The 21,113-nt window shown below is 61.7% G+C and carries 20 protein-coding genes and 1 tRNA gene; 18 read left to right on the plus strand and 3 right to left on the minus strand.

What is annotated here, in order from left to right:
- Positions 1 to 115 precede the first annotated feature (115 nt).
- From PSH96_RS10680 to PSH96_RS10730, 11 genes are all read left to right on the plus strand, one after another.
- A complete protein-coding gene (locus PSH96_RS10680) occupies positions 116 to 874 on the plus strand; it encodes a class II aldolase/adducin family protein (RefSeq protein ID WP_305459093.1) in 759 nt (252 codons plus the stop codon).
- 41 nt (positions 875 to 915) lie between these two features.
- Positions 916 to 1,554 carry a TetR family transcriptional regulator C-terminal domain-containing protein gene (locus PSH96_RS10685; RefSeq protein WP_069787296.1) on the plus strand — a complete coding sequence of 213 codons (639 nt, stop codon included), beginning with the start codon at positions 916 to 918 and terminating at the stop codon, positions 1,552 to 1,554.
- 150 nt (positions 1,555 to 1,704) lie between these two features.
- Positions 1,705 to 2,496 carry an enoyl-CoA hydratase/isomerase family protein gene (locus tag PSH96_RS10690; protein ID WP_305459095.1) on the plus strand — a complete coding sequence of 264 codons (792 nt, stop codon included), beginning with the start codon at positions 1,705 to 1,707 and terminating at the stop codon, positions 2,494 to 2,496.
- Positions 2,497 to 2,527: 31 nt separating this feature from the next.
- Positions 2,528 to 3,688: an acyl-CoA dehydrogenase family protein gene (locus PSH96_RS10695; protein WP_305459098.1), complete on the plus strand. Its 1,161-nt coding sequence runs from the start codon at positions 2,528 to 2,530 to the stop codon at positions 3,686 to 3,688.
- Positions 3,689 to 3,706: 18 nt separating this feature from the next.
- Positions 3,707 to 5,815, plus strand: coding sequence for an acetate--CoA ligase family protein (locus tag PSH96_RS10700; protein ID WP_305459100.1), 2,109 nt, complete (start codon positions 3,707 to 3,709; stop codon positions 5,813 to 5,815).
- Complete coding sequence (locus PSH96_RS10705) at positions 5,805 to 7,412, plus strand: 5-guanidino-2-oxopentanoate decarboxylase (protein ID WP_305459101.1); 1,608 nt, start codon at positions 5,805 to 5,807, stop codon at positions 7,410 to 7,412. The genes PSH96_RS10700 and PSH96_RS10705 overlap by 11 nt, the downstream gene beginning before the upstream one ends.
- Before the next feature lie 19 nt (positions 7,413 to 7,431).
- Complete coding sequence (locus tag PSH96_RS10710) at positions 7,432 to 9,018, plus strand: ABC transporter substrate-binding protein (protein WP_305459103.1); 1,587 nt, start codon at positions 7,432 to 7,434, stop codon at positions 9,016 to 9,018.
- Positions 9,019 to 9,183: 165 nt separating this feature from the next.
- Positions 9,184 to 10,143 (plus strand): ABC transporter permease, encoded by a 960-nt coding sequence (locus tag PSH96_RS10715; RefSeq protein ID WP_305459105.1) that lies wholly within the window; start codon positions 9,184 to 9,186, stop codon positions 10,141 to 10,143.
- Between the two features lie 3 nt (positions 10,144 to 10,146).
- Positions 10,147 to 10,974, plus strand: a complete 828-nt coding sequence (locus tag PSH96_RS10720; protein WP_305459107.1) for an ABC transporter permease — start codon at positions 10,147 to 10,149, stop codon at positions 10,972 to 10,974.
- 2 nt (positions 10,975 to 10,976) lie between these two features.
- A complete protein-coding gene (locus PSH96_RS10725; RefSeq protein WP_305459109.1) occupies positions 10,977 to 12,596 on the plus strand; it encodes an ABC transporter ATP-binding protein in 1,620 nt (539 codons plus the stop codon).
- A 10-nt stretch (positions 12,597 to 12,606) separates the two neighbouring features.
- Positions 12,607 to 13,308: an NAD(P)H-dependent oxidoreductase gene (locus PSH96_RS10730; RefSeq protein ID WP_305459111.1), complete on the plus strand. Its 702-nt coding sequence runs from the start codon at positions 12,607 to 12,609 to the stop codon at positions 13,306 to 13,308.
- Positions 13,309 to 13,430: 122 nt separating this feature from the next.
- Here PSH96_RS10730 and PSH96_RS10735 read toward each other — a convergent pair whose 3' ends face one another.
- Positions 13,431 to 14,510 (minus strand): 3-deoxy-7-phosphoheptulonate synthase, encoded by a 1,080-nt coding sequence (locus PSH96_RS10735; protein WP_305459112.1) that lies wholly within the window; start codon positions 14,508 to 14,510, stop codon positions 13,431 to 13,433.
- A gap of 619 nt (positions 14,511 to 15,129) precedes the next feature.
- On the opposite strand from PSH96_RS10735, the gene PSH96_RS10740 reads away from it, so the two are divergent.
- Both PSH96_RS10740 and PSH96_RS10745 read left to right on the plus strand, forming a co-directional pair.
- Entirely contained in the window at positions 15,130 to 15,879 is a 750-nt protein-coding gene (locus PSH96_RS10740) for a carbon-nitrogen hydrolase family protein (RefSeq protein WP_305459114.1), read from the plus strand.
- A 1-nt stretch (position 15,880) separates the two neighbouring features.
- Positions 15,881 to 16,327 carry an N-acetyltransferase gene (locus PSH96_RS10745; protein ID WP_305459116.1) on the plus strand — a complete coding sequence of 149 codons (447 nt, stop codon included), beginning with the start codon at positions 15,881 to 15,883 and terminating at the stop codon, positions 16,325 to 16,327.
- Between the two features lie 35 nt (positions 16,328 to 16,362).
- Here the strand turns inward: PSH96_RS10745 and PSH96_RS10750 are convergent, their stop codons facing one another.
- A complete protein-coding gene (locus PSH96_RS10750) occupies positions 16,363 to 16,602 on the minus strand; it encodes a DNA-binding protein (protein WP_305459118.1) in 240 nt (79 codons plus the stop codon).
- 81 nt (positions 16,603 to 16,683) lie between these two features.
- Here PSH96_RS10750 and PSH96_RS10755 point away from each other — a divergent pair, with 81 nt between their 5' ends.
- The 5 genes from PSH96_RS10755 (at position 16,684) to PSH96_RS10775 (ending at position 20,399) form a co-directional block, all read left to right on the plus strand.
- Entirely contained in the window at positions 16,684 to 17,049 is a 366-nt protein-coding gene (locus PSH96_RS10755) for a helix-turn-helix domain-containing protein (RefSeq protein ID WP_305459120.1), read from the plus strand.
- Positions 17,050 to 17,200: 151 nt separating this feature from the next.
- Positions 17,201 to 17,842 carry a UvrY/SirA/GacA family response regulator transcription factor gene (uvrY, locus tag PSH96_RS10760; RefSeq protein ID WP_003190387.1) on the plus strand — a complete coding sequence of 214 codons (642 nt, stop codon included), beginning with the start codon at positions 17,201 to 17,203 and terminating at the stop codon, positions 17,840 to 17,842.
- A 1-nt stretch (position 17,843) separates the two neighbouring features.
- On the plus strand, positions 17,844 to 19,667 hold the full coding sequence (gene uvrC / locus PSH96_RS10765; RefSeq protein WP_056858038.1) for an excinuclease ABC subunit UvrC: 1,824 nt from the start codon (positions 17,844 to 17,846) through the stop codon (positions 19,665 to 19,667).
- 32 nt (positions 19,668 to 19,699) lie between these two features.
- The gene (pgsA, locus tag PSH96_RS10770) at positions 19,700 to 20,260 is read left to right on the plus strand and encodes a CDP-diacylglycerol--glycerol-3-phosphate 3-phosphatidyltransferase (protein WP_056858037.1); all 561 of its coding nucleotides are present in this window, start codon (positions 19,700 to 19,702) and stop codon (positions 20,258 to 20,260) included.
- 63 nt (positions 20,261 to 20,323) lie between these two features.
- A tRNA-Gly gene (locus tag PSH96_RS10775) sits at positions 20,324 to 20,399 on the plus strand.
- Between the two features lie 512 nt (positions 20,400 to 20,911).
- On the opposite strand, the gene PSH96_RS10780 is transcribed toward PSH96_RS10775, so the two are convergent.
- Positions 20,912 to 21,109: a hypothetical protein gene (locus PSH96_RS10780; protein WP_305459122.1), complete on the minus strand. Its 198-nt coding sequence runs from the start codon at positions 21,107 to 21,109 to the stop codon at positions 20,912 to 20,914.
- Positions 21,110 to 21,113: the final 4 nt, after the last annotated feature.

Consider the following 21,113-nt stretch of genomic DNA (forward strand, 5'->3'; position numbering starts at 1 on the left):
CGCTGTTATTGTTATTTTTCTAGTAAGAGGCGAGCGCCAGTAAAAAATCAACTTGTTTTTTTACTGGTGGCTGGATTAGCGTCGCCTTCACCCACCCCGTGCCTGGAGAATAAAAATGACTCACTCCACCGAGCAGCAACTGCGCGAAGAGCTCGCGGCCTGCTATCGATTGATCGCGCACTACCGCATGAGCGACCTGATCTTCACGCATATTTCGGTGCGTATTCCCGGGCCGGAACATCATTTTTTAATCAATCCTTATGGACTGATGTTTGATGAAATCACCGCCTCCAACCTGGTCAAGATCGGCCTGGACGGGCAGGCGGTCGAACCTTCTGCTTATGCCGTCAACCCGGCCGGTTTTGTCATTCACAGCGCCATTCATGGCGCTCGCGAAGATGCCCAGTGCGTGCTGCATACCCACACCCGTGCCGGCTGCGCGGTGGCGGCGCTGGAGTGCGGTTTGTTGCCGGTCAATCAGATCTCGATGGAGTTCTACGGCAAGGTGGCTTACCACGACTACGAAGGCATCGCCCTGGACATGGACGAGCAGCGCCGGCTGGTGCAGGACCTCGGCGACAAGCCGGTGCTGATGCTGCGCAACCACGGTTTGTTGACGGTGGGCGCGACGGTCAGTGAGGCGTTTCTGCGCATGTATTACCTGGACAAGGCCTGCGATATTCAGATCGCCGCCCAGGCCTGCGGCAAGCTGGTCCTGCCGTCGGCTGAGGTCTGCGCTTACACCGAGCAGCAATTCAATAACCCCAACCGAACGTTGGAGGCGGGCGAGCTGACCGATGTGAATGCCATGCAACTGGCATGGGCGGCGTTGCTGCGGATGCTGGATCGGGTGTCGCCCGGTTACCGCGACTGAGGTAGAGTCGTGCAGCCGACTCAACCGAAGGACACCGCCCCATGACCCAGGAATCGCGTTTCTCCCGCATGGAGCCGCAATTGCGCAAGGCCAATCTGGTCCAGGCGACGCTGACGTGCCTCAAGCGTGACGGTTTCCAGGGCGCTTCGATCCGCAAGATCAGCGCCGAGGCCGGGGTGTCGGTCGGGCTGATCAGCCATCACTATTCGGGCAAGGATGAGCTGGTGGCCGAGGCCTATCGCACCATCACCGCCCAAGTCATGAGCCTGTTGCGCGAAACCATGGCCAAGGCGCCGCCGCAGCCGCGTGAGCGTTTGTCGGCGCTGTTTCGTGGCTCCTTTTCGGCTGAGCTGCTCGACCCGCAATTGCTGGATGCCTGGCTGGTGTTCTGGGGCGCAGTCAAGACTGCGCCGGCGATCAACCAGGCCCACGAGCATTCCTACGGCGAGTACCGCACCATCATGCGATCGGCGTTGGCGGACATGGCCAAAGAGGAAGGCTGGGAGCAATTCGATGCTGATTTGGCCGCCATCGGCTTGAGCGCGTTGCTCGATGGGTTGTGGCTGGAGTCGGGGCTCAACCCCGGCACATTCACGCCGCAGCAGGGCATCCAGATCTGCGAAGCCTGGGTCGACGGCCTGCAAGGCGGTGGTCGCGCGCGCTACCAGCTCAAAGCCTGAGCCTGCGCTTCAGCGCCTGAACGCTCATTTCGAGCGTTTTTTTTCGCCCTGAAAAAATTTGCAGTTTGCCGATTGCCTCATTGCTGAACACTCGTTTAGTATCTCGTCATGTCGCACCCCTCACGCCAATTAAAATAATTCGAGGAAGCCATGACTACCGATTCGCCCGTGCTCACTCTGGTGCAAGCAGGCGTTGCCTGGATCACGCTCAACCGTGGCCCGCAGCGCAATGCACTCGACATCCCAACCCTCAAACACCTGCATGCCGTGCTCGACGCGTTCAACACCGACCCCGGTGTGCGCGTGGTGGTGCTCACCGGCTGCGGCCGCAGTTTCTGCGCCGGTGCCGACCTGGCTGAATGGGCCGACGCCGAGTCCCGCGGCGCCCTGGAAACCTACGGCTGGACCGAAACCGCTCACGGCCTGATGACCCGCCTGCAAACCCTCGACAAACCTACAATTGCTGCGATCAACGGCACCGCCGTCGGCGCCGGCATGGACCTGAGCGTGTGCTGCGACCTGCGTATCGCCGCCCAATCGGCGCGCTTCAAGGCCGGCTACACCCGCATGGCGTATTCGCCGGACGCTGGCGCCAGCTGGCACTTGCCGCGCCTGATCGGCAGCGAGCAAGCCAAGCGCCTGCTGTTCCTCGATGAGCTGTGGAGCGCCGAGCGCGCACTGGCCGCCGGGCTGGTGGGCGAAGTGGTCGCTGATGAGCATCTGCATGCTCACACGAGCGAGCTGGCCACGCGCCTGGCCAACGGCCCGACCTTCGCCTTCGCCCAGACCAAAACCCTGATCCGCGAAGGCGCCGGGCGCAGCCTGCCTGAACAGCTCAAGGCCGAACTGGCCGCCGGGCTGTTGTGCGGGCGCAGCGACGACGGCGCCGAAGCGCTGCGTGCCTCGATGGAAAAACGCCTGCCGGTTTTCTCCGGTCGCTAAGCCCACACAGGAAGCCCACACAGGTAGCGCCATGAATTTCCAACTCAGCCAAGAACAAGACATGTTGGTGGACGCGGTACGCAGCTTTGTTGCCAAGGAACTGCTGCCCCATGAGGAAGCGGTGGACCGCGCCGACGCGGTTTCGCCCGAGCTGGCCGCGCAGATTCGCGACAAGGCTGTCGCGGCCGGTTTCTATGCCTTCAACATGCCCGAAGAGGTGGGCGGTGGTGGCCTGGATTACCTGTCTCAGGCGTTGATCGAACGCGAGCTGTCCAAGGTCTCGTGGGCACTGCATGTGTTTGTCGCGCGCCCGTCGAAGATCCTGATGGCCTGTACCGGCGCGCAGGTCGAGGACTACCTGTTGCCGTGCGTGCAAGGCAAGAAAATCGACTGCTTTGCGCTGACCGAACCCGGCGCCGGCTCCGACGCCAACGCGATCAAGACCCGCGCTGTGCGCAGCGGCGATGACTTTGTGATCAACGGCAGCAAGCACTTTATCAGCCACGCCGGCCACGCCGATTTTGCCATCGTGTTTGCCGTGACCGACACCTACGAACACAACGGCCGCCAGCGCAATGCGGTGACCTCATTCCTGGTCGATCGCGATACGCCTGGCATGACCATCCGCCGTGGCCCCAAGTGCGTGAGTAACCGCGGTTATCACACCTATGAAATGTTCTTCGACGACTGCCGCGTGCCCGCCTCCAAAGTGCTGGGCGAAGTCGGCAAGGGGTGGGACGTGGCCAATGCCTGGCTCACCGCCGGCCGGGTGATGGTGGCTGCCAACTGTGTCGGCCAGGCCCAGCGTGCGCTGGACGTGTCGCTGCAATGGGCGGCGGACCGCAAGCAGTTCGGCCAGCCCATCGGCACCTACCAGGGTGTGAGTTTCAAGCTGGCCGACATGGCCACGCAGATTCGCGCCGCCGAGCTTCTGACCCTGCACACCGCCTGGAAGATGGACCAGGGCAGCATGACCGATGGCGAGGCCGGCATGGCCAAGCTGTTTGCCAGTGAAACCCTGGGCAAGGTGGCCGATGAAGCCGTGCAGATTTTCGGCGGCATGGGCTTGATGGACGAAGGGCCGGTGGAGCGCATCTGGCGTAACGCGCGGATCGAACGGATCTGGGAAGGCACGTCGGAAATCCAGCGGCACATTATTGCCCGTGAACTGTTGCGGCCGTTGTTGCGCTGATCGGCGCGGAGAACGCTTATGTCCCAGGCTATTCGCGACAACCTCAAGCGCCTGCTGGCGCCCCGGCACCTGGCTTTTGTCGGCGGGCGCAGCATGGCCCGCGCCCTTAAGCGCTGCGCCGACGGCGGTTTTACCGGGCCGATGTGGCTGGTCAACCCGCAGCATGACAGCCTCGACGGCATCCCGTGTGTGCGTCGGGTTGCCGATTTGCCTTACGGCCCGGATGCGGTGTTTATCGCGACTAACCGTGAGCTGACCTTGGCCTGTGTGGCCGAACTCGCTGCCATCGGCACCGGCGGCGCCATTTGTTATGCCTCGGGGTTTGCCGAAACGGGCGTCAGTGGTGCGGCCTTGCAACAGCAGCTTATTTCAGCGGCGGGCGACATGGCCTTGCTCGGCCCCAACTGCTACGGCCTGTTGGACTACTTGCACAGCGCCGCGCTGTGGCCGGTGGCCCACGGCGGCAAGGCGGTAGAGAAGGGCGTGGCGGTGCTCACCCAGAGCGGCAACTTCGCCTACAACCTGTCGATGAGCGACCGCTCGCTGCCCATTGCTTATATGGCGTCGGTAGGCAACCAGGCACAGTTGGGGGTTGCCGAGTTGATGGACGTGCTGCTCGATGAGCCGCGCGTGACCGCCATCGGTCTGCACCTGGAAGGCTTGAAGAATGTGCCGGGGTTTGCCCGTGCGGCGCACAAGGCGCTGGAAAAAGGCATCCCGATTATCGCGCTGAAAACCGGTATGTCGCAGATCGGCGCCGAGTTGGCCTTGAGTCACACCAGTTCGCTGTCCGGTTCCGATGCGCTGTACGACAGCCTGTTTGCACGGCTGGGCGTGATCCGGGTGAGCGGGCCGGTGAGTTTTGTCGAAACCTTGAAAGCCGCGGCCTGCGGCAATCTACCTGGCGGCAATGGCCTGATCGCACTGGCCTGTTCCGGCGGCGACGCGGGGTTGATTGCCGACTACGCCGAGTGCAACCAACTGGCCTTGCCGACACTCGACGCAGGCCAGCGCGCCGAGCTGGCGCAGGTGCTGCCCAGCTACGCCAACCTGGTCAACCCATTGGACTTCACCACCGCCATCTGGGGCGACCGCGAAGCGCTCGAACGCATGCTCGAGACGGCCCTGCGCACCGATGCCGATGCGGCGATGCTGGTGCTGGATTACCCGGCCGAATTTACCGGCGAGCGCAAGGAATGCGACCTGTTGCTGGAGCTGTTTTGCGCCGCGCTCAGCCGCCATGGCAAAACCGGGTTTGTCACCTCGGCCTTTCCCGAATTACTGCCGGCCCATGCCCGCGAACGCCTGCATGCCCACGGCATTGCCGCGCTGCAAGGCGTGGAAGATGCACTCGCCGCCTGGGGGCGGATTGCAGACTATCAAAACCATCGCCGTGTGTTGCTCGAGCGCGGCGAGTCGATCCTTGCACCGCTGTGCCCGCAGCCGCTTGCGGGCCATGGCCTGGCGCTGGATGAGTGGGCGTCCAAACAGGCCTTGCGCGCCTTTGGCTTGAGCACGCCTGCGGCGGTGCTGAGCACGCCAGGGCGCGCCATCGCAGACGCCAAACTGTTGGGCTACCCGTTGGTGCTCAAGGCCGTCAGCACCGACCTGCCGCACAAAACCGAAGCCGGGGCCGTCGCGCTCAACCTGCAGGATGGGTTCGCCCTGACCGCCGCGCTTGTGCAAATGCGCGGGCAGATTGCCGCCTATGCGCCGGGCGTGGTCTTCGACCAGCTGCTGCTGGAGGCCATGGCTACCAAGCCCTTGGCCGAGTTGATCGTGGGCATCAAGCGCGAAAATGACTTTGGCCTGGCCTTGGTGATTGGCGCCGGTGGCGTCCTGGTGGAGTTGCTCAAAGACAGCCGCAGCCTGCTGCTGCCGACTACCGATGAGGCGATTCGCAACGCCGTGCTCAGCCTGCGCAGCGCGGCCTTGCTGCAAGGTTTTCGCGGGCGTGAAGTGGCGGATATGGATGCGCTGGTGGCGGCCATTCGCGCGGTGGCCGACTACGCCTGCGCCAACGCCGGGCAGTTGCTGGAGCTGGATGTGAACCCATTGTTGGTCAATGCCCACGGCACGCTCGCGGTGGATGCGTTGATTCGCCTAGGAGATGAACATGCAAGATAAGACCCTGACCGGCGGCCAGGCGCTGGTGCGGTTGCTGGCCCATTATGGCGTCGACACGGTGTTCGGCATTCCTGGCGTGCACACCCTGGAACTGTATCGCGGCTTGCCCGGCAGTGGCATTCGCCATGTGCTGACGCGCCACGAGCAGGGCGCCGGTTTTATGGCCGACGGCTATGCGCGGGTCAGCGGCAAACCGGGCGTGTGTTTTGTGATCACCGGGCCCGGCGTGACCAATGCCGCTACAGCGATTGGCCAGGCCTACGCCGACTCGATCCCGATGCTGGTGATCTCCAGCGTCAATCACACCGCCAGCCTCGGCAAAGGCTGGGGCAGCCTGCACGAAACCCAGGACCAGCGCGCCATCACCGCGCCGATCACCGCGTTTTCGGCGGTGGCCTTGAGTGCCGAGGATTTGCCCGAATTGATCGCCCGCGCCTATGCAGTGTTCGACAGCGAGCGCCCACGGCCGGTGCACATTTCGGTGCCGCTGGATGTGCTGGCAGCGCCGATCAAGCGCGACTGGAGCCATGAAGTCGTGCGGCGTCCGGGGCGCGGCCTGCCATCGGCCGACGCGCTGGAGCAGGCCGTGACCAAGCTCGCGGCGGCCAAGCGCCCCATGATCATTGGCGGTGGCGGCGCGCTGGCGGCGGGTGAGGCCTTGCAGCGCTTGAGCACGCTGTTGGCGGCGCCGTTTTTCAGCAGTGTGGCCGGCAAGGGTTTACTGCCGGTGAATGCCCCGTTGAATGCCGGTGCCACCCTGTGTGTGGAACCCGGCTGGCAGCTGATCAGCGAGGCGGATGTGGTGCTGGCCGTGGGCACGGAAATGGCCGACACCGATTACTGGCGCGAACGCTTGCCCATCACCGGCGAACTGCTGCGCATCGATATCGACCCGCGCAAGTTCAACGATTTCTACCCCTGCGCCGTGGCGCTCAAAGGCGATGCCCAACAGACCTTGCTGGCCTTGCTCGAGCATCTGCCGCCAGCACCGCGAAATGCCGATGCGGCACGCCAACAGGTCGCGAGATTACTTGAGGCAGTGGAGCTGGGGCACGGCCCTTTGCAGTCCATTCACCAGGCCATTTTTGACCGCATCGAGGCGGAGCTGCCCGCTAACGCCTTTATCAGCAGCGACATGACCCAGTTGGCCTACACCGGCAACTACGCCTACCGCAGCCGCGCCCCGCGCAGTTGGCTGCACCCCACCGGCTACGGCACCTTGGGCTATGGCTTGCCCGCCGGCATTGGCGCCAAGTTCGGCGCGCCGCTGCGCCCGGGCCTGGTGCTGGTGGGCGATGGCGGCTTTCTCTACACCGCCCAAGAGCTGGCCACGGCTGTCGAGGAGCTGAACAGCCCGCTGGTGGTGCTGCTGTGGAACAACGACGCCCTCGGCCAGATCCGCGACGACATGCTCAACCTGGATATCGAGCCCATCGGCGTGCTGCCGCGCAACCCGGATTTCGCGCTGTTTGCCCAGGCGTTTGGCTGCACCGTGAACCGGCCCAAAAACCTGGATGAGTTGCAGACGGACTTGCGCAACGGTTTCAAACGCAATGGCGTGACCTTGATCGAGCTGAAACATGCCTGTGCCTGTTGACCTTTAGAGGAGCAAGACCATGAGCGAAAACAACAACAAAATGACTCAAGCGATGCACCGACGGGACTTCCTCAAACACAGCGCCGTGGCAGGTGCAGTGGCGGCAGCGTTTTCCATGGGCCTGCCGCTGCACGCGTTTGCCGAAGAGGCGACACCTAAAGCCGGCGGCGTGCTGCGCCTGGGCCTGGCCGGCGGCAGCACCACCGATTCCCGCGACCCCGGCTCCTGGGTCGACACCTTCACCTTCGTCGGCTTCTCGGCGGTGTACAACACGCTGACCGAAATCGCCGTCGACGGCACCGCGATCCCTGAACTGGCCGAACGCTTTGAGTCCACCCCGGATGCCCGCGTGTGGACCTTCCACCTGCGCCAGGGCGTGACCTTCCACAACGGCAAAAGCCTCAGCGCCGAGGACGTGGTGGCGTCGATCAATCACCACCTGAGCAAAGACTCCACGTCGGCGGCCAAGACCGTGCTCGGCGACGTCGCCAGTGTCAGCGCCAAGGGCAATGATACGGTGGTGTTCGAGCTGCATTCCGGCAATGCCGACTTTGCTTATGTCGTTGCCGATTACCACTTGGTGATCATGCCCGCCAAGGACGGTGCCGCCGATTGGCAGGCCGGCGTGGGCACCAGCGGTTACCGCCTGAAAAGCTTTGAACCCGGCGTGCGCATGGACCTGGAACGCAACCCCGATTACTGGAAAACCGGCCGTGCACACTTCGCCAGCGCCGAGTTGCTGGCCATCGCCGACGGCGCGGCGCGGGTCAATGCGCTGGTGACCGGGCAAGTGGATGTGATCAACAAGGTCGACCTGAAAACCGTGGCCTTGCTCAAGCGCAACCCGAGCCTTGTGATTGAAGAAACCAAGGGCGCCCAGCACTACACCTTCCCGATGCTGTGCGACAGCAACGCGTTCAAGAACAACGACATCCGCCTGGCGATGAAGCACGCGATCAACCGCGAAACCTTGCTGGCTTCGGTATTGCACGGCTACGGCCTGGTGGGCAATGACCATCCGATTCAGCCCGGCAGCCGCTTTATCAACGCCGCCCTGGAGCAGCGCGCTTACGACCCGGACAAGTCACGCTTTCACCTGCGCAAAGCCGGTGTGGAGTCACTCAAGGTCCGCCTGCAAGCCTCCGATGCCGCCTATACCGGCGCGGTGGACGCCTCGGTGCTGTTCAAGGAGCAGGCGCGCCAGGCCGGTATCGACATTGACGTGGTGCGCGAGCCGGCTGACGGGTTCTTCTCCAATGTGTGGATGAAGCAGCCGTTCACCACTTCGTTCTGGTACAGCAGCCTGACCGCCGACCGCATGTTCAGTATCGGCTATGCCAAAGGTGCAGCCTGGAACGAAACCCACTGGGACAACCCACGCTTCAACCAACTGCTTACCGCCGCCCGTGGCGAGATGAACGCGCCGCTGCGCCAAGAGATGTACAACGAAATGCAGGCCCTGTGCCGCGATGACGGCGGCGCGATTGTGCCGCTGTTCGCCAGCTCCGTGGCGGCGCGTTCGAACCGCGTGAGTCACGGGCCGCTGACGGCGCCTTATGGAGAGCTGGATGGGTTGCGTTTGATTGAGCGGTGGTGGCAGGCATGAAAGTTTCAGAAACGCCGCAAATCAAATGTGGGAGCGGGCTTGCTCGCGAATGCGGTTGATCAGTCTGCATTTGTGTTGACTGACACGCCGCATTCGCGAGCAAGCCCGCTCCCACATTGGTCGTGTGTGGCCTTCAGGAAAATGCCCAGCCCATGAGAACCGAATATGAATAGTCTGTTGAAACTGGTCCTCCAGAGATTGGCCCTCGGCGTACTGTCTTTGTTCGCCGTCTCGGTGATCATCTTCCTCGCCGTCAGCCTGCTGCCTGGCGATATCGCCCAGGCCATGCTCGGCCAGTCGGCCACGCCGGAAACCATCGCCGCGTTTCGCGCGCAGTTGGGCCTGGATCTGCCGCCGCTGACGCGCTTTGCGCACTGGCTGTTGCGCCTGTTGCAGGGTGATCTGGGCGCGTCACTGGCCAACCAGCGGCCCATCGCCGAGCTGATCGGTGCGCGGCTGGGCAACACCTTGAGCCTGGCCGCCCTGGCGGCGTTGGTGTCGGTGCCCACCGCACTGGTGCTGGGCATGCTGGCGGCGTTGTACCGTAACAGCTGGTTCGATCGCCTGCTCAACACCACGGCGTTGAGCGCGGTGTCGTTTCCAGAGTTCTTTGTCGCGTACCTGCTGATCCTGGTGTTTTCGGTGAAGCTGGGCTGGTTTCCCAGCCTGTCCAACCTGGCGCCGGATGCCACGTTCGGCACGCTTCTGGAGCGCTCGGTGCTGCCAGTGGCCACCCTGAGTCTGGTGGTGATCGCGCAGATGATGCGCATGACCCGCGCCTCCCTGATCAACCTGTTGGCCAGCCCGTATATCGAGATGGCCCGGCTTAAAGGCATCAGCCAAGCGCGGATTATCTGGAAGCACGCGCTGCCCAATGCGCTGGCGCCGATCGTCAATGTGGTGGCGCTGAACCTGGCGTATCTGGTGGTGGGTGTGGTGGTGGTCGAGGTGGTGTTTGTCTATCCAGGTCTCGGCCAGCTGCTGGTGGACTCGGTGTCCAAACGTGACATCCCGGTGGTGCAGGCGTGCAGCCTGATCTTTGCCGCCACTTACATCCTGCTCAATACCGGGGCGGATGTGCTGTCCATCGCCAGCAACCCACGCCTGATGCATCCCAAGGGGTAAGCCATGAGCCTGTTGATCCAAGTGGCCCGGGCGCCGTTGAGCGCCAAGTTCGGCCTGCTGATTATCCTGTTGTACGTCGCGGTGGCGGTGTTGGCGCCGCTGCTGGCGCCCTATGGCGAAACCCAGGTGGTGGGCGAAGGCTTCGCGCCCTGGAGCGGCCAGTTTTTGCTGGGCACCGATAACCTGGGGCGCGATATGTTCAGCCGTCTGGTGTACGGCGCGCGCAATACCCTGGGCATTGCCTTCCTGACAACGACGCTGGCGTTTCTGCTCGGTGGTTTGAGCGGTTTGGTCGCGGCGATCAAGGGCGGCTGGGTCGACCAGGGGTTATCGCGGGTGGTGGATATCCTTATGGCGATCCCGCAGCTGATTTTTGCCTTGTTGATTCTCAGCGTGGTCGGCACCAACGCCACCTCGTTGGTGCTGGTGATTGCGCTGCTGGACTCTACGCGGGTGTTTCGCTTGTCCCGCGCGGTGGCGATGACCGTGGTGGTGCAAGATTTTGTCGAAGCCGCGCAGCTGCGCGGTGAAGGCTTGTGGTGGCTGGTCACCCGCGAAGTGCTGCCCAATGCCGCGGCGCCGCTGATTGCCGAATTCGGCCTGCGTTTTTGTTTTGTGTTCCTGTTTATCAGCGCGCTGTCGTTCCTCGGCCTGGGCATTCAACCGCCCACCGCCGACTGGGGCAGCATGGTGCGCGACAACGCGGTGCTGATCACCTTCGGCGACATCAGCCCCTTGCTGCCGGCGTTGGCGGTGGCGTTGATCACCGTCAGTGTGAATTTTGTCGTCGACTGGATGCTGCATAAATCCAGCGGCCTGAAGGAGGGTTGAGGATGGACAGGCCATTGCTGGAAATCCGCAACCTGCAGGTGCAAGGGCATTACGAGGATGCCTGGCACCCGTTGATCAAGGGCATTGATTTGACCTTGCAGCGCGGTGAAGTGCTGGGGCTGATCGGTGAGTCCGGGGCGGGTAAATCCACCCTCGGGCTGGCGGCGATGGGCTATGCGCGCGACGGCTGCCGCATCATCGGCGGTTCGGTGTGTTTTGATGGCATTGAGTTGCTGCAGGCTAAGCCAGAAGCCTTGCGCAAGCTGCGCGGCCTGCGCATCGCGTATGTGGCGCAAAGCGCGGCGGCTTCATTCAACCCGGCGCATCGCCTGATCGACCAGCATGTGGAAACGGCGGTGATCAACGGCGGCATCAGTCGCGCCCAGGCTGAGCGCGAAGCGGTGGAGCTGTACCGCGTGCTGCGTTTACCCAGCCCGGAGACCATTGGCCAACGCTACCCGCATCAAGTCTCGGGCGGGCAGTTACAGCGGGTGATGACGGCCATGGCCATGGCCTGTCATCCGGATTTGATTATCTTCGACGAACCCACCACCGCCCTTGACGTCACCACCCAGATCGAAGTGCTGGCGGCGATCCGCGACGCGGTGAAGACCTTCGGCAGCGCCGCGTTGTATATCAGCCACGATCTAGCTGTGGTCGCGCAGATGGCCGACCGCATCATGGTGCTGCGCCACGGCATGCGGGTGGAGGAGGCCGACACCCGCAGCATGCTTAGCCAGCCGCAGCAGGACTACACCAAATCGCTGTGGGCGGTGCGCAGCTTTCGCACCGAGCCCAAGGCATGCCCGGTGGCGCAGGTGCCGTTGCTGGAGGTGCGCCAGGCCAGCGCCAGCTATGGGCAGCAGCCGGTGCTGCATGAGGTGTCGATGACGCTGTATCGCGGCCAGACCCTGGCGGTGATCGGCGAGTCCGGCAGCGGCAAAAGCTCCACCGCGCGCTTGATTACCGGGCTGCTGCCAGCGACGGCAGGGCAGGTGCTGTATGACGGCGAGGCGCTGCCGCTGGACTTTCGGCGGCGCAGCAAGGAGCAATTGCGGCGCATCCAGATGATCTACCAGATCCCCGACACCGCACTGAACCCGCGCCAGCGCATCGTCGATATCATCGGCCGGCCGCTCACGTTTTACCTGGGCCTCAAGGGCAAGGCGATGCGCGCGCGGGTCGCCGAGCTGCTGGAGATGATTGAACTGGACCCGGCGGTGTTCATGCAGCGCCAGCCCCGTGAATTATCGGGCGGGCAAAAGCAGCGTATCTGCATTGCCCGCGCCTTGGCGGCCGACCCGCAACTGATCATCTGCGATGAAGTCACCTCGGCCCTTGATCAACTGGTGGCCGAGGGCGTGCTGAAACTGCTCAACCGAATCCAGCAGCAGTTGGGCGTGGCCTACCTGTTTATCACCCATGACGTGGCTACCGTGCGGGCGATTGCCGACGAGGTGCTGGTGATGCAGCGGGGCAGGGTGGTCGACCACGGCAGCCGCCGCGCGATTTTTACCCCGCCGTACCAGGCTTACACCGACCTGTTGTTTTCATCGGAACCGGAAATGGATCCGGACTGGCTCGACCATTTGCTGGCCCAACGGGCGGCGCCCACTGTTTGAGGGAATGCACATGAAGGTGTTGATTGTTCACGCTCACCCTGAGCCGCAGTCGTTTACCGCAGCGCTGCGCGATCAGGCGCTCAGCACGTTGCAAAGCCAGGGCCACGAAGTGCAGGTCAGCGACCTGTACGCCATGCAGTGGAACCCGGTGGCATCGGCCGCTGACTTTTCCACGCGGGAGAATCCGGATTATCTGGTGTATGCCCTGGAGCAGCGCCTGGGCGTGAAAAATCAGTCGATTGCGGCGGACATCCAGGGCGAACTGGACAAGCTGCTGTGGGCCGACCTGCTGATCCTCAACTTCCCGATCTTCTGGTTCTCGGCACCGGCCATGCTCAAGGGCTGGATCGACCGGGTGCTGGTGTCCGGCGTGTGTTACGGCGGCAAGCGTTTTTACGATCAGGGCGGGCTGGCGGGCAAGCGCGCGCTCGTCACCGTGACCTTGGGCGGGCGCGAGCATATGTTTGGTGAGGGTGCAATTCACGGGCCGTTGGAGGAGATGCTGCGACCGATTCTGCGCGGCACTTTGGCGTATGTCGGGTATGACGTGCTGGCGCCGTTTGTGGCCTGGCATGTGCCGTATATCAGTGCCGAGGCGCGGCAAAATTTTCTGCTGGGATATGAACAGCGGCTGCAAGGGCTGGCGGATGAGCAGCCCTTGGTATTTCCGAAGCTGGCGCAGTTTGATGAGGCGTTGTATCCACTGTTCTGAACGCAACGATATTCAAATGTGGGAGCTGGCTTGCCTGCGATGGCGGTGCATCAGCTATAAAGTTGTAGCCTGACACACCGCTATCGCAGGCAAGCCAGCTCCCACATTTTCACCTTCTTCTGTCAGTCGGGTATGTGTTGCTGGCGGAGGCGCTCAGCCGCACTGCGCAGCAATTGCTCGGTGCCGCTCCAACCCAGGCAACCATCGGTCACCGATACCCCGTACTTCATCGACGCACTCAACGGTTGGCAGCCTTCGAACAGGTGGCTTTCGAGCATCATGCCGATCAGCGACGTATCGCCTTGCAGGCGCTGTTGCAGCACGTCGTTGAACACCGCCGGCTGACGCAGCGGGTCTTTGCCGCTGTTGGCGTGGCTGCAATCGACCATGATGCGCGCCGCGACCTTGGACTTGGCCAGGTCGTGCTTCACCTGCGCCACGCTTTGCGCATCGTAGTTCGGCCCACGATGACCGCCGCGCAATACCAGGTGCGTGTCGGGGTTGCCCGGTGTCTGGATGATCGCCGGATGGCCCTGGCTGTCCACCCCGAAGTGACGGTGCGGGTGGGACGCTGAGCGCATCGCATCACAGGCAATCGCGACGCCGCCGTCGGTACCATTTTTAAAGCCGACCGGCATGCCCAGGCCGCTGGCCATTTCGCGGTGGATCTGCGATTCGGTGGTGCGTGCGCCGATGGCGACCCAGCTGAGCAGGTCATCGAAGTAGCCGGCGGCCATGGGTTGCAGCAGCTCGGTGGCGACCGGCAAGCCCAGGCGCAGCATCTCGCGCATCAGTTCGCGCGACAGCGTGAGGCCGGCGGCCATGTCGTCGCTGCCATCCAGGTGCGGGTCGTAGGCCAGGCCTTTCCAGCCGATGGTGGTGCGCGGTTTTTCGACGTAGGCGCGGATTACCAGCAGCATCTGGTCGCTGACTTCCAGCGCGAGCTTCTTCAAGTTGCGCGCGTATTCCATGGCTGATTCGGGGTCGTGGATCGAGCACGGACCGACAATCACCAGCAAACGCGAGTCTTGGCCATTGAGGATGGCGCGCACGGCTTGGCGATGGGCGTGGATCTGTTCATTCAGGAACGGGCTCAGAGGCAACTGGTGCTTAAGCTCAAGCGAGCTGGGCAGGCGCTGGGTCAGGGCTTCATTGGCGCTGGACAGGTTGGCAACAGGCAAGGCGGCGGTGGCAGAGTTCATATTCAAGGCTTCCTGGGCAAGCGGCGGGCTGTTCCCGCACGCTCTGCCCTACTGGGGTGTTCGACAATTGGCCGTATTGGCTACGTGTGTTGGCTTGCCACCAATAGGTGACCGATCGGAGGCGGCAGGCTGTCCCGAACGGAGCTTGCTAAATCGCCATGCAGTCGAAGTGTCGTAACGGTAATAGGTGGCGTAGTTCATGTCGTGAGTCCTTTTAGTGTTCGGTGTGAAGCAGAATTATTGGGGCCTGAAAAAACAAAACCCCCGGTCGGGGAGCCGACCGGGGGTTAGATTTCTCTGGTAGGCGACCCCTTGAGTAGTGGGCGCCGATTTCAGGTATCAGGCGCGCCAGTGGCTAAACCAATACCCAAAATAAAAGCTGACCAGTGCGCTCAAACCGCTCACACGGGTAGCCGACACCGAGCGCGGGGCGCTGGCAGCAGGGCAAACCTGAGTGTGGGTGAGTTGCAACATGGTGTGTCTCCAAATGATGAGGGGAGCTTACTAGAGGCACGCGTGTGGGTTCAATCAGTAATTTCTATCGCGTGACCTACTTACGGCTATGGGGTGAGTACCGATATGCTGTTCACACGTTAATAATGATTGCCAGGACGCGACCATGACTGCCTTGACCCTTGCCGCTGCTCAAACCATCTCCATCGCCGGCGACGTGCCGACCAACCTCCAGCGGCATTTGGCGTTTATGCAGGCAGCGGCGGAGCAGGGCGTGCAATTGCTGGTGTTTCCGGAACTGTCGTTGACCGGCTATGAGCCGGCCCTGGCAGCCCAACTGGCGATTGCTCCCGAGGACGCGTTGCTCGCACCGCTGCGCGAGATGGCGCAGGAACTGCGAATGACCGCAGTGGTGGGCATGCCGATTCGTCTGGCACCCGAGACGGGTGTGTTTGTCGCAGCCCTGGTGCTGGGCGCGGACGGTTCGCTGGCGGTCTACACCAAGCAACATCTGCACCCGGGCGAAGAGGTGGCGTTTGTCGCAGGGCAGGGCGGCGCAGCACTCGAATGGGCGGATGATCGGATTGCACTGGCGGTCTGTGCGGATTTTTCCCACGCCAGCCATCCGCGTCTGGCAGCAGAGGCCGGTGCTACGGTGTACGCCGCCGGTGTGCTGATCAGCGAAGGCGGGTACGCAACCGACAGCACGCTGCTTCAGGGGTATGCCGCCGAGCATCGCATGCTGGTCCTGATGGCCAACCATGGTGGTCCGTCCGGCGGCTATACCTGTGCAGGGCGCAGCGCTATCTGGACTGCGGATGGGCGCCTGCTTGCCGGCGCACCGGGCATTGGCGAGGCCCTGGTGATTGGGCGTCGCGACGGCCAGCATTGGACTGGCCAAGTCGTAGCCCTCTGAAATGGGTTTTCACCTGCGCGCGGCGACGGACCGTGACCTGCCATTCGCGCGAACGCTGACCCATGAAGCCATGAATCGCTACTACCTGCAGTACGATCTGTTGTGGTCTGACCATGGCTTTGATGTCGCCTGGGCTTCGCGTGAAAACTGGCTGATTTGCCAGGGTGAAGCCGTGATGGGGTTTATCAGCGTCAGCCGTGACAACCGGGCGCTTTATATTCGCGAATTGCACCTGCTTGAGCGCTGTCGTAAACAGGGCGCGGGCAGTTGGGTGTTGCAGCAGATGGTGCTCAAGGCGCACGCGCAGGGCTTGGGCCTTTTACGCTTGACGGTGTTCAAGACCAATCCGGCGAAGCGCCTGTATCAGCGCCAGGGTTTGAGCATTGTCGGGGAGGAGGATTGCTTTTGGCGCATGGAGCGCGAGTGTCAGGCTGGCGCTGTTGACTAAATCAAGCACAGCGTAGGAATAAGCGCATACTGCGCTCAGGACACGCTGCTTGGATCGCGGTGTTGAGCCACGGGCTCATCCACGATAATCCCTTCTTTCATGCCCAGCAGGACCGCTACTTTATGGGCTTCCCCACGCCGTCCCTTTTTACGCCCAGCGAGCACTTGATACGTGGTGGCCGGATCAACACCATGTTCACGTGCGAACGCTTGAACTGACTTTCCTTGATATTCCAGCCAAGCCTTGGCTTGTGCGGCAGTACGGATTCCGGGCATAGTTCAAAACCGTTCAAGTTTGTGTAAAACGAGATGAATGTGTCACCTCTTGGGGTGTGCCAGATAGGATGATACATCCAAATGAGTGGAATCGGTTCGCGTTTAAGGCAGGAAAGAGAGCGACTTGGGCTGTCGCAAAAAGTGTTTGGTGAAATTGGAGGGGTTGAGGCCAATGCCCAGGGCAAATATGAAAATGGAGGGCGAGCGCCTAAAGCCGATTATCTGTCACGGGTAGCCGAAAAAGGCGTGGACATCTTGTATGTGCTGACCGGCAATGCCACGCCGATTCAATTGGAAAACCTCAGCCAGATCGAAGAGAAGGTGTTGGTCGATTATCGCGCCATGTTCAAGGAAGACCAGGATGCAATCCGCCGCCTGACATCCACCCTGGCCGAACATTCAGTCGCGTTGAATGGGAAAATCAAACCGCAAGCCCAGGATTCCTGACCTTTTACCCAGGAAACAGCGCTGCTCGTCATCCGACGGGCAGCCTTATCGCGTTGAAACTCTATATATATGACGCTAGCAGCTAGGTCTGCGCCTTGGTTTTTTGCTAAGGTGTTCAGCAACCTATAAGACCATATCGCGAGGTGTCTGCTTGATTAGGGTGCTAGTAGTCGATGACCATGATCTCGTTCGTACGGGCATTACACGAATGCTGGCTGACATCGATGGCCTGCAAGTAGTCGGCCAGGCCGAATCGGGGGAGGAATCCCTGATCAAGGCCCGGGAGTTGAAACCCGATGTGGTATTGATGGACGTCAAGATGCCCGGGATTGGCGGTCTTGGTGCCACGACAAAATTGCTGCGCAGCCATCCGGACATCAAGGTCGTGGTGGTCACTGTGTGCGAGGAAGATCCGTTTCCTACCCGGCTTCTGCAAGCGGGAGCCGCCGGCTACCTGACCAAGGGCGCAGGCCTGGCCGAGATGGTGCAAGCCATACGCCTGGTATTTGCCGGCCAGCGCTATATCAGCCCGCAGATTGCCCAGCAGTTGGCGATCAAATCGTTCCAGCCTACCAGCGACTCGCCGTTTGATGCGTTGTCGGAGCGGGAAATCCAGATCGCCTTGATGATTGTCGGCTGCCAGAAAGTCCAGACGATCTCCGACAAGCTGTGCCTGTCGCCTAAAACCGTCAACACCTACCGCTATCGTATTTTCGAGAAGCTTGCCATCAGCAGTGATGTTGAATTGACCCTGCTCGCGGTACGCCACGGCATGGTGGACGCCAGCGCCTGACATGACCACACCGTTTGATCCGAGTGCCTTTCTCTCAACCTGCAGTGGCCGCCCTGGCGTGTACCGCATGTTCGACAGCGAGGCACGCCTGCTTTACGTGGGCAAAGCCAAGAACCTGAAGAACCGCCTGGCGAGCTACTTTCGCAAGACCGGGCTGGCGCCGAAAACCGCCGCGCTGGTGGCGCGTATCGCCCAGGTTGAAACCACCATCACTGCCAATGAAACCGAGGCGCTGCTGCTGGAGCAGACGCTGATCAAGGAATGGCGGCCGCCCTACAACATCCTGCTGCGTGACGACAAATCCTACCCCTATGTGTATTTGTCCGACGGTGACTTCCCGCGCCTGAGTATTCACCGAGGCGCGAAGAAGGCCAAGGGCAAGTATTTCGGCCCGTACCCGAGCGCCGGTGCGATTCGCGAAAGCCTGAGTCTGCTGCAAAAGACTTTTTTTGTGCGCCAGTGCGAAGACAGCTTCTACAGGAACCGCACGCGGCCGTGCCTGCAATACCAGATCAAGCGTTGCAAGGCGCCCTGTGTCGGCTTGGTTGAACCGGCGGAATACGCCGAAGATGTGCGCCATTCGGTGATGTTCCTTGAAGGGCGCAGCAATGCCCTCACCGATGAACTCTCAGGCGCCATGGAACAGGCCGCCAGCACCCTGGATTTCGAACGGGCTGCCGAGCTGCGCGACCAGATCTCGCTGTTGCGCCGCGTGCAGGACCAGCAAAGCATGGAAGGGGGCACCGGTGATGTCGACGTGATCGCCGCCTTCGTCAACCCCGGCGGCGCCTGCGTGCACCTGATCAGCGTGCGTGGCGGGCGAGTGCTGGGCAGCAAGAATTTCTTCCCGCAGACCGGTATCGACGAGGAAGTGGCCGAAGTCATGGCGGCCTTCCTTGGCCAGTACTACGTGAGTAGCCCCGAGCGCGACTTGCCGTCCGAACTGATCGTCAACGTGGTGCATGAGGACTTCCCCACGCTCATCGAGGCGATCCACGAATTGCGCGGCCGTGAGCTGGACATCAGTCACCGTGTACGCGGCACCCGCGCGCGCTGGCAACAATTGGCCGTGACCAATGCCGAACAGGCCCTGGGCGCGCGCCTGGCCAATCGTCAGCACGTTGCCGCACGTTTCGATGCCCTGGCCGAAGTCCTTAACCTGGATGAACCGCCCCAGCGCCTGGAGTGCTACGACATCAGCCACTCCAGCGGCGAAGCCACCGTGGCTTCCTGTGTGGTATTCGGGCCGGAAGGGCCGATCAAGTCCGATTACCGGCGCTACAACATCGAAGGCGTCACTGCCGGCGATGACTACGCTGCCATGCACCAGGCGCTCACACGACGCTTCAGCAAACTCAAGGACGGCGAGGGCAAGCTCCCCGATATCCTGCTGGTAGACGGCGGCAAGGGCCAGTTGTCCATGGCCCGTGACGTGCTCAACGAACTGGCGGTGCCTGACCTGATCCTGCTTGGCGTGGCCAAGGGCGCCACGCGCAAGGCCGGTTTCGAGACGTTGTACTTGAATGATGCCGCCCATGAGTTCACTTTGAAGGGCGACTCACCCGCGCTGCACCTGATTCAACAGATCCGCGACGAAGCTCACCGCTTTGCCATTACCGGCCACCGTGCCCGCCGTGGCAAAACCCGGCGAACCTCAACGCTGGAAGGGGTGGCAGGCGTTGGCCCGACCCGCCGTCGCGACCTGCTTAAACATTTTGGTGGCTTGCAAGAGCTATCCCGTGCCAGCATTGACGAAATAGCCAAAGCACCCGGTATCAGTAAAAAGCTCGCAGAATTGATTTATGCAAGTCTGCACAGCGAATAGAATGCCTTCTCACCTCGTAGCCAGTTGTGCCGATGAATATCCCTAATCTGATCACCGTTCTACGCGTCCTGCTTATCCCGATTTTCATTTTGTTGTTCTATTTGCCCTACGAATGGAGCTACGCCGCCTCCAGTTCGGTGTTTGCCTTCGCTGCCGCCACCGACTGGCTCGATGGCTACCTGGCACGCCGCCTGGAGCAAAGCACGCCATTCGGCGCGTTCCTCGACCCTGTGGCCGACAAACTCATGGTCGCCGTGGCCCTGGTCCTGCTGGTGCAGGAACATGGCAACCTGTGGCTGACCCTGCCGGCCGCCGTGATCATCGGCCGCGAGATCGTCGTCTCGGCCCTGCGCGAATGGATGGCCGAAATCGGCGCCCGCGCCCACGTGGCCGTTTCCAACATGGGCAAATGGAAAACCGCCGCGCAAATGCTTGCGCTGGTGATTTTGCTGGCCAACCCGTCGGACTTCTCGATGTGGGTGCTGATTGGTTACGCTTTGCTGCTGATCGCCGCCGGCCTGACCTTGTGGTCCATGCTTCAGTATTTGCGCGCTGCCTGGCCGCATCTGCGCACCACCGTTGAAAAGAAATAAAACTTTTTTGAATCAAGGGGTTGACGGGGGTTCTGGATTCTATAGAATGCACACCACCAAGACGCGGGAATAGCTCAGTTGGTAGAGCACGACCTTGCCAAGGTCGGGGTCGCGAGTTCGAGTCTCGTTTCCCGCTCCAAACACAAAGAAAAAGCCACTCTGACGAGTGGCTTTTTTTTGCCTGGAATTTAAGGAATAGACGCTTCGGCGTCTTTTTTTGTTTTTGCATACAACCGCTGGAGTCCAGGTGATCCGGTGCAAACAAGTCTAGAGATAAAGTGATCGCTCGCGCATCGCCCCAGTCGCCGCAATGTGCCGACGTACATAGGGCAGCGGGTCGAGCAAATCCTGTCGGATCAGGGCGTCCACACAGCGGGAGAAGGTCAGGCCACCGAAGGGAAATCGAGGCTGGAGGGTGACGAAGGCAGGCATGGGAAGATGCAGATCCTCACGGCGATGGGGGCTTCGTACTTTAGCAAGGTAGAACGTTTCGACGGCGAGGTCACAATCACGCGCGTAATGGCGTTGCCTATGAGGGCGGCAGGCATGCTCTGGATGGCTAGGAAAATCCATCGCGAGGGTGTTGGCGACAGGCTGCCGGCTAGATGTCCGACCCGCAGGTACTTCATCGTTCGCTGACCCATGCCGGTGTCACTTTTTATGGGTGAGGGTGTTCACCTCGTGGGTTTCCCTGACCGCAAACATCAGGCAGCGCACCGCTTCACGATCCTGTTCCGACAAGCAACGGTAGTAGTGGACCAGGCGCTCTTCTTCTCGATTGAGTTGTCGGGGCCGCAGGGCTGTACCGATGGCGGTACGTAATGAGGGGAAAAATGAGGTATTCAGCATGATC

The sequence above is a fragment of the Pseudomonas sp. FP2338 genome (assembly GCF_030687515.1).
GTDB classification, from domain to species: domain Bacteria; phylum Pseudomonadota; class Gammaproteobacteria; order Pseudomonadales; family Pseudomonadaceae; genus Aquipseudomonas; species Aquipseudomonas salomonii.